The organism is Mycobacterium sp. NAZ190054, assembly GCF_001545925.1.
Lineage (GTDB): Bacteria > Actinomycetota > Actinomycetes > Mycobacteriales > Mycobacteriaceae > Mycobacterium.
This window is the reverse complement of sequence record NZ_LMVQ01000198.1, coordinates 1-7,036: the sequence shown is the minus strand read 5'-3', so window position 1 is coordinate 7,036 and position 7,036 is coordinate 1. Positions and strand designations below refer to the sequence as shown.

The following is a 7,036-nucleotide window of genomic DNA, read 5'->3' as shown; positions in this document are numbered from 1 at the left end:
GTTGTTGACACATGTTCTAGTCGAGGGGTGCTGGAGTACACCCGAGTCGACGGCCTCAGTGCCGCTGACGTGGCGCGGCTGCGGGCCGTGTACGAACCCTTGACCGAGTCGGTGCGCGAACTGATCGCGTTCTACGAGGGCATGGTGTTCTGCGGCGGCAACTGGTCCATCCGCGACTGGATGCACTTCCAGATGGGCGGCCAGACCTATGGCTCCCAGCACTTCGAGAAGGTCGAAGACTTCATCAGGCGCAAAATCCGCCCAGACGGCTTCTCCACGTTCAACCGCGCAGGCACACCGTCAGCGCCGCCTCCGGTCACCTATTGGGCCGAGGAAGGCCACAGCGGTGAGCACGTGAAGCGGCTGCAAGCGTTCCTCAACGGGCGTGGCGCCGGGTTGGCGGTCGACGGCGACTTCGGTCCCGCAACGAAAGCCGCTGTCGTGGCATTCCAGAGGAGTGTTGGCGTCGACGCCGACGGCATCGTCGGACCGATCACGCTGCAGAAGCTCAAGGACGCCGGATTCCACCCTGACGGCGCACCCACACCACCGCCATCGCCGCCGGTGAAGCGGTTCCCCGAAGACTGGACCGACCGCGAACTGCTCATCGAGATCCTGCGCCAGCTCCGTGGCCCAACACTCGCAGGCTGGAATCAGTTGGGCGGCAAGTCAGTTGTCGACAAGCTGGCGGAACTCTGATGGCCCTGCGCCTGGGCGACCGCAACCCCACGGTGCGCAAGTGGCGGCAGGTGATGGCCGCCCGGTTCTCCGGCTACGCGCGCATCCACGGGCCATTGCCCGGCGACACCGACGAGTTCGGGCCGCGGGCCGTCGCGTGGCAGCGCGAATACGAGGCGCACACGCACCAGCCCGTCGACGGTGAAGTCTCCGACGCCGATCTGATCGCGCTCGGTATCTCTCCGGCCTCCGACGCCCGCGCGATGCCGTGGCTGTTCACCGTGCACGGCACCGGGATGGCCGACCCGCTCGGGCCTGGCCTGCCCGCTGACACGGCTCGCGATGTGCTCGGCCACTACCGGTGGCAGCCCATCGGCAACTACCCGGCCACCCCGTTCCCGATGAAGCCGTCGATCGACAAGGGGCGGGCCGAGCTCATCGCGCAGATCGAGCAGAGGGTGCGCGGTGACGACGCGGTCGCGCTGGCCGGATACTCGCAAGGCGCGGTCGTGGTCGGCCAGGTGCTCAAGCATGACATCATGAATCCGTCCGGCAGGCTGCACCACTTGCTGCCGCGGGTGCGCAAGGTGGTGTTCTGGGGAAACCCGATGCGCCAGCAGGGAATTGCGCACTTCGACCACTGGAAGTACCCGGTCGCAGGAGAGGGCACGTTCGGCATTATGGCCGACCGCCTTGAAGGTCTGGAGTCGGCACCGTTCGAGGTCCGCGACTACGCCCACGCCGGCGACATGTACGCCTGTATCAGGGACCGCGACGCCGACGAGTGGAAGGTGATGGTGCAGCGGCTCATCTTCTCGGTCACCGATTTCTTCGGCGGCGAGGACTCGCTGGTCGAGCAGCTGCTCGAGTGGGGCCAGCGACCGCTGACCGAGACTGTCGCTGCGGCCACCGCCGGCATCGAGGCGATTCGGTTCTTCATGAATCTGGACCAGCACAACTACAACCGCTTCCCGGCCGTCGACTTCCTGCGCGCGGCATAACGAGAAAGGCTCGATCATGCTCGAAGACAAGACAACTGCCCGCCAGCGTCAGTGGCTCTACGGCGTCGCGCTCGCCGCGATCGCGGTCCTGGTGACCTACAAGGTGATCGACCCCGCCCACGCGCCGCTGTGGCTCGACCTGTTCGTCAACATCGTCGGCTACGGCACCCCGGCCGTCGCATCCGGCACCGCGGCCGTCGTGGTCAAGAAGCAGCGCGAAGACGGCACGCTCAGGGATAGCTGATGTCGCCTCTTCGGCGAGCCTGGATCACCGTGCGGATCGACGCGCGCCTCGTATGGGTCGAGCTCATGCAGATCATCGACTCGCGTACTGTGCGGCTGTTCCAGGCCATCATGTACTTCTGCTGGTTCCTGTTCGGCCTGTACGCCATCAGCTTCGCCGAACCCGTGTCCATCGTCGACCGAGCGATGGGCAGCGTCACCTACGCGGTTTGGGTGTGGCTCAACGTCATCGGCCCGCTGATGGTGGCCGCTGGCTGCATGATGGCTGGGCGCAGGCGCAACTCGAACCATCCGTCGCGGCGGGTCACCAACGGGCTGATCCTGCAGATCGGCGGTGACCTTGCCATGATGCTGATGCTGTCGGCCTACTGGGCCGCGGTGCTGCACTCGTCATGGTGGGGGAAGGGCACTCACGCGACGTTCAGCTACATCGGTTTGTCGCTGTGCGCAGCGTTTCTCGTCGTCGGCGACCTACGCCGAGTCATCGTCCACAGCGAATGGAGTCGGTGAATGGACCTCGCATCGGTGTTCGCGATCGCCGCCGGCTCCAGCGTGCTCACCGCGATCGTGACGGTTGTCGGCAACGGCATCTTCGGCTGGGCCAAGGGCCGCGCCGAAACCGACAACACCGACGCCGACACCGCGGCGATCTTCAACAAGATCTCGGCCGATCTGGCGTTGCGCGACGCCGAGCGGGCCAAGCGCGACGACCTGCGAATCCGCACACTCGTTTCAGCGATCGAGAAGCTCACCGATGCCGTCGACCGCGTGGCCACCGCGCCACTGCTGCAGCGCATCGCGCGCGATTCCGACGACGCCGAGGTGGTCGACTTCCATAACCGCTTGGCTGAGATGCGCGAGAGCAATCGTCACGCCCGGCTTGCGATCTGATGTGAGCTGCGAGAAGGGCGACCCTGACATCGACCGCTGGGCGGCCGTCGCGGTCGTCCTCGTCGCCGCGGCCTTTACTGCGCTGATCGTCGTCCTCGTCTGCACGTAGCGCCATCCCCGGGGCGCGTCCTCCCCGCGCAGCTATTTGTAGAGGCGACAATATTGGCGTGCGGTGGAAACTCCAGCTTCGCACCGGCGACAAGGCCGTCATCGCCCTCGTCGGCGGCATCGCCGTGTACGAGAAGCTGGTCCGCGACGACGAGGATCTGATCTCCAACCGTGTCGCGGCCTACCGCGCCCACCCCGTCGGCCGGGTGCTCGCCGACGCCGTCATCCTGGCTACCGCGCTGCACCTCAGTGAGAGCGTGCCGCCCGAGCTCGACGTGTTCCACTGGGCCATGCGCTACGTCCGGCGCCGGAAGTAGAGCCACACCAGCAGCAGCACCACTGCCACCGCGCCCGCCGGCACGACGATCTCCCGCTCTCGTTTCTCGTCCATTCGTCGTGACTACCCGCGCGCCGGCGAGCGCACGTGCGTAATGCACTACCTGGATTCCGAACCGTGACAGGTTCGAGACGCCCCGACCCGCACCAAAGGGTCGGGGCGGTTTCTGCGTTGGTGGCCTACTCGCGCCGAACGACCGTCAGCGCCTGGTCCCGCGTCACTCCCGACGCAAGCTCGCGGAGCAGGCCGCGCACATGGCGTTGGGCCGCCGCCTCCGAGTCATGGTGCTGCCGAAGCTCGTCGCGGCCGTTGATCCACTCGACCCGCCATGGATCGGGATGGTCGGCGTCCGGGTCGAGCTGGGTAACGACTATTCGGGTGATGCGTCCCGGCATTCCAGCCGTTCGTCGAGCAGCTCGTCGGTCAGCGTCATCGACCCGCCCACCGCGCGGCGCACCGCGGCCAGCAGCGCCAGCTCACGGTCGATCTCGTCGGGGGAGCGGGTCACGTCAACTCGCCGGGATGGCGAGCTTCACGCCACCCGACAGCATCGAGTCGTGCAGCTGCAGGTACGTCAGCCGCGCGTCGGGTGGTACGTCGAACGCCAGCTTCCGCGTGATCGAGTTGCCCGGGTTGATGTCGCCCATGATCGACTCGCCGGCGTTCATGTACATGTCGGCGCGCGAATCGACGGCGTACTGCCGGCCGTTGGTGTCGTAGAGCTTCTGATTCGAGCCGAAGAAATTCTGGGGTTGGTCGCCGATGTTGGTGATCTGCAGGTCGATCACGACGAATATGCCCTGGGCGTCGGTCGTCATGTACCGGTTGCCGCTCGGATCGGACACCCTTTTCGCGCTCGTGACGCCGAGGATCTTGAACTCGAACTTGCCGTCGCGCACCGCGCTGCCGGGCGCGGCGATGGCCGGTGTCGACGGTTCCGGCTGCGACGGCGCGTAGGACGGCGCGCCGGCGGCCGACGACGACGAGCCGCGGTCGTTCTTCGAGTCGGTCCCGGCCGCCAAGAGGAGACCGCAGCCGCCGAAGAACAGCACGACGCCGAGCATGCTGAAGAGCAACACCTTGCCCGTGTTCGATTTCTTCGGTGGCGGCGCTCCCGGCGCACGTCGATACTCGGTCCACTGGGTGCCGTTGAAGTAGCGCTGGCCGCCGTTGCCCGACGGATCGGGATACCAGCCAGCCGCGCTCATCGTTCCCCCATGCGGGAAGATGGTAGCGGGCAAACGGTCGGACCTGCAGCGGTATCGCGCGCCCAACTTCAATCTCACCTCTCGCGCTTACCCAGCCACTCGCGGACTGACGTTCAGCGGACGATGCGCAGATGCGAATCGCGTCCCGGCTGCAGCGCCTCACGAGTCAACACACGACTGACGTGGCGACCGATCCGGTCAGCCATATCGCTGATCACGTCATCGGTGACGTACCTCTTGGCAGCCTGGCGGCCGATCCTCATCATCGCTGCCACGTGGTCGACGTGATTGGAGATGTCTTCCCGGCCAGCGTCCTCGGTGATCGTGAGGCCGTAGCGCTCGTCGAGCAATCGGACCAGCAGGCGGGCGCGTTCATCTATCCACGGGGATCGTCGAGCCACGCCGACGCACCCTAGCGAAGTAAACGCCCACCCGGGTATGCCCGAACGTACATGTACTTAAGTGTGCTTAGTGTCGTGCTGGTGGTCAGGTATTTGAGCGTCACCGAGTTCGCTGAAAGAGCTGGCCTGTCGATCAACTCCGTCAAGGCCTACAGTCAGATTCCGGGTCGACTACCGGAGCCAGACGCGATGATCGGCCGGGTGAAGGGCTGGCTGCCTGAGACTGTTGATGCGTGGGCTGCCAAGCGTGCGTCCCTGTAGGTGTAACTAGCACGGGCCTCGATGCTGCTTCGCTCACAGCCCGTACAGCACTTGGCGCCGAAGCGGTGTAGATCTGTGTCGTCGCTACGCTGGCATGTCCGAGTGCGTCTCGCACGGCAATCAGATTGCCGGTACCGGCCAGTCCGCGTGAGGCGTACCGGTGACGCAGCTTGTGCATCGACCAGCCTTCCGGCATCAGGCGCGACAGCAGCCGCCCGACCGCATCAGCCGACATATGTCCGCCCGGAATACCGTGCTCGACGACCTGGCCTGGGAAGAGGTACCCGTGCGGGCAGTAGTCCCGGATCGCCATCGCGAGGTTGTCCGTCACTGGCACGACGCGCTGCTTACCGCCCTTGCCGTGGACTAGCAGCGACCAGCCGTCGATGTCGCGCAGAAGGTCTTCGCGCCGGCACACGGCGACCTCGGCCCGGCGCATCCCGACCTCACCGGCCAGGCGCGCCATCATCCGCGTTCGCGGTGGGCTAGTCGTCAGTAGCTCCATCCATATGTCATCCGGCACTGGTCGCGGCCTAGGTTTGTCACCCGGTACACGGGGTAGCCCTTCTGCCGGGTTTGCCAGCGTCACCCCGTTGTCGACGCACCAGTCGAAGAAACTGATGAGCGAGCGTCGAACACCCTTACGGTGCTCGTTCGACCACGTCTGCTTCTGGCAAACATCGATGATGAGTGCTAGCGACAATTCGCGCGGATGCTGCGTGCCCGACTGGCGCGCGATGCTTCGGACGTGCCCGCGGCGCAGCCGCAGCGTCGTCTTCGGTGCTCCTCCGAGCTTTAGCCATGCCAGCCATTGCTGGACAGCGTGTTCCCAGAATGTCGGCAGCGTGTAGCTGCGTTTGTCGTGCATCTCATCCGGCCCCAACCTCCCCGCGCCCGATGCTGTTTTTACCAAGGAAACATTCAGGTTGGCAACCTGTGACAGATTTTTGCGGCGGCGTGGAGCAAATTGTATGACTGTACCTAGGTGCGTCATGTTTGTGTGTCTCAGAATCCGCTGACTGCGGGAAGGTCCGCGTCACAAGGCACTTCGCCAGCGCCTAGCGTGCAATCGAAGGGTTGCTGGTTCGAGTCCAGCCGGGGGAGCCACGTGATCTTGCAGACGCGATCACCGGAACCTGTGTGGCGTCTGTGAGCCGCGGTCGCCGTCAGATTGCCGAACGTGCGTGACGGCTACGTCGCTTCCCGTGGGCGTCGGCGGGGCGGCGCAGCTCGGTGCCAGGGCAGCTTCCCGCCGCCGGTCCGCCGCGAAACAAGCCGCCGCTGCGGGCTTTTGCCGGCTGTGGGCGCGCGTTGGAAGCCCGCTGTGGCATCGGTGCGAGAGCCCTGTGACGACCTTTTCGGCGGCCCGTCCGTGCCTAGACTCATGACAGCACTGCGGCCGAACTTCCCTTGGAGGCGACACCGACTCATCGTCAGGAAGAAGTCGAGATGTCACAGGCACTACGCGTTTTCGGTGCGGTCGTAGGCGCGACCGCAATGGTGCTCGCCGTCGAAATCGACCTCGCGCAAGCGGGAACGTATCCGAAGGGCGGTACCTATCACGACGGCGGCGCAGGCGCCACCGTCGAGCCGGCACCGGATCCGACCACGCTCTCGACCATGTCGTTCGCCCCGCAGGTTCGAGTGGAACTGCCGTGCGGCGCCGCCCCGTGGGGCGGCGGCTGCGGCTGAGACGCACACTGCGAAGCGCCGTGACGGTGGCCGGCCGGCCCCGCATATTCTGGGGCGCATGCGAGTTGCGCGCCCTCAGGGCAGACACCTGGCGCTGGCCGTGCTGGTCGCCGGGGCCATGGTCACCGCCGGATGCGGGTGGAGCCCGCCGGAGATCGGAAGAGCTGCGTGGAGGGAAAGAGTGGTGTGTCCGGGGGTCGGCGGATCGTTTAAAGT

Annotated in this window: 12 protein-coding genes and 1 pseudogene; 8 read left to right on the top strand and 5 right to left on the bottom strand. The window is 65.8% G+C overall.

Annotated elements, in window-relative coordinates; all coding sequences use genetic code 11:
* Positions 1 to 27: 27 nt before the first annotated feature.
* The 7 genes and pseudogenes from ASJ79_RS35060 to ASJ79_RS32285 form a co-directional block, all read left to right on the top strand.
* Positions 28 to 126 (top strand): annotated as a pseudogene (locus ASJ79_RS35060) (PaaI family thioesterase); the annotation flags it as partial.
* Between the two features lie 15 nt (positions 127 to 141).
* Entirely contained in the window at positions 142 to 699 is a 558-nt protein-coding gene (locus tag ASJ79_RS33955) for a peptidoglycan-binding protein (RefSeq protein ID WP_369803685.1), read from the top strand.
* A complete protein-coding gene (locus ASJ79_RS15110; protein ID WP_067956509.1) occupies positions 699 to 1,679 on the top strand; it encodes a PE-PPE domain-containing protein in 981 nt (326 codons plus the stop codon). Before ASJ79_RS33955 ends, ASJ79_RS15110 begins: the two co-directional genes overlap by 1 nt.
* A gap of 16 nt (positions 1,680 to 1,695) precedes the next feature.
* Positions 1,696 to 1,923 (top strand): hypothetical protein, encoded by a 228-nt coding sequence (locus ASJ79_RS15105; protein WP_067956507.1) that lies wholly within the window; start codon positions 1,696 to 1,698, stop codon positions 1,921 to 1,923.
* A complete protein-coding gene (locus ASJ79_RS15100) occupies positions 1,923 to 2,432 on the top strand; it encodes a hypothetical protein (RefSeq protein WP_156448460.1) in 510 nt (169 codons plus the stop codon). The genes ASJ79_RS15105 and ASJ79_RS15100 overlap by 1 nt, the downstream gene beginning before the upstream one ends.
* A gap of 15 nt (positions 2,433 to 2,447) precedes the next feature.
* The gene (locus tag ASJ79_RS15095; protein WP_156448459.1) at positions 2,448 to 2,813 is read left to right on the top strand and encodes a hypothetical protein; all 366 of its coding nucleotides are present in this window, start codon (positions 2,448 to 2,450) and stop codon (positions 2,811 to 2,813) included.
* A gap of 167 nt (positions 2,814 to 2,980) precedes the next feature.
* Complete coding sequence (locus ASJ79_RS32285; RefSeq protein ID WP_067956502.1) at positions 2,981 to 3,238, top strand: hypothetical protein; 258 nt, start codon at positions 2,981 to 2,983, stop codon at positions 3,236 to 3,238.
* A gap of 199 nt (positions 3,239 to 3,437) precedes the next feature.
* Here ASJ79_RS32285 and ASJ79_RS15085 read toward each other — a convergent pair whose 3' ends face one another.
* From ASJ79_RS15085 to ASJ79_RS31055, 5 genes are all read right to left on the bottom strand, one after another.
* A complete protein-coding gene (locus ASJ79_RS15085; protein WP_067956500.1) occupies positions 3,438 to 3,653 on the bottom strand; it encodes a hypothetical protein in 216 nt (71 codons plus the stop codon).
* Positions 3,629 to 3,766 (bottom strand): hypothetical protein, encoded by a 138-nt coding sequence (locus ASJ79_RS32280; RefSeq protein WP_156448458.1) that lies wholly within the window; start codon positions 3,764 to 3,766, stop codon positions 3,629 to 3,631. The genes ASJ79_RS15085 and ASJ79_RS32280 overlap by 25 nt, the downstream gene beginning before the upstream one ends.
* A gap of 1 nt (position 3,767) precedes the next feature.
* Positions 3,768 to 4,466, bottom strand: coding sequence for a DUF4352 domain-containing protein (locus tag ASJ79_RS15080; RefSeq protein WP_067956498.1), 699 nt, complete (start codon positions 4,464 to 4,466; stop codon positions 3,768 to 3,770).
* Positions 4,467 to 4,579: 113 nt separating this feature from the next.
* Positions 4,580 to 4,816 (bottom strand): hypothetical protein, encoded by a 237-nt coding sequence (locus ASJ79_RS15075; RefSeq protein WP_231750856.1) that lies wholly within the window; start codon positions 4,814 to 4,816, stop codon positions 4,580 to 4,582.
* A 193-nt stretch (positions 4,817 to 5,009) separates the two neighbouring features.
* Positions 5,010 to 6,122 (bottom strand): tyrosine-type recombinase/integrase, encoded by a 1,113-nt coding sequence (locus ASJ79_RS31055; protein ID WP_197420223.1) that lies wholly within the window; start codon positions 6,120 to 6,122, stop codon positions 5,010 to 5,012.
* A 455-nt stretch (positions 6,123 to 6,577) separates the two neighbouring features.
* On the opposite strand from ASJ79_RS31055, the gene ASJ79_RS15065 reads away from it, so the two are divergent.
* Complete coding sequence (locus ASJ79_RS15065; protein WP_067956494.1) at positions 6,578 to 6,820, top strand: hypothetical protein; 243 nt, start codon at positions 6,578 to 6,580, stop codon at positions 6,818 to 6,820.
* Positions 6,821 to 7,036: the final 216 nt, after the last annotated feature.

What these genes read in the sequence shown, in the direction of transcription:
- ASJ79_RS33955 (WP_369803685.1), top strand. Translation starts at nt 142, where the DNA reads ATGGTGTTCTGCGGCGGCAACTGGTCCATCCGCGACTGGATGCACTTC.
- ASJ79_RS15110 (WP_067956509.1), top strand. Translation starts at nt 699, where the DNA reads ATGGCCCTGCGCCTGGGCGACCGCAACCCCACGGTGCGCAAGTGGCGG.
- ASJ79_RS15105 (WP_067956507.1), top strand. Translation starts at nt 1,696, where the DNA reads ATGCTCGAAGACAAGACAACTGCCCGCCAGCGTCAGTGGCTCTACGGC.
- ASJ79_RS15100 (WP_156448460.1), top strand. Translation starts at nt 1,923, where the DNA reads ATGTCGCCTCTTCGGCGAGCCTGGATCACCGTGCGGATCGACGCGCGC.
- ASJ79_RS15085 (WP_067956500.1), bottom strand. Translation starts at nt 3,653, where the DNA reads ATGCCGGGACGCATCACCCGAATAGTCGTTACCCAGCTCGACCCGGAC.
- ASJ79_RS15080 (WP_067956498.1), bottom strand. Translation starts at nt 4,466, where the DNA reads ATGAGCGCGGCTGGCTGGTATCCCGATCCGTCGGGCAACGGCGGCCAG.
- ASJ79_RS31055 (WP_197420223.1), bottom strand. Translation starts at nt 6,122, where the DNA reads ATGACGCACCTAGGTACAGTCATACAATTTGCTCCACGCCGCCGCAAA.
- ASJ79_RS15065 (WP_067956494.1), top strand. Translation starts at nt 6,578, where the DNA reads ATGTCACAGGCACTACGCGTTTTCGGTGCGGTCGTAGGCGCGACCGCA.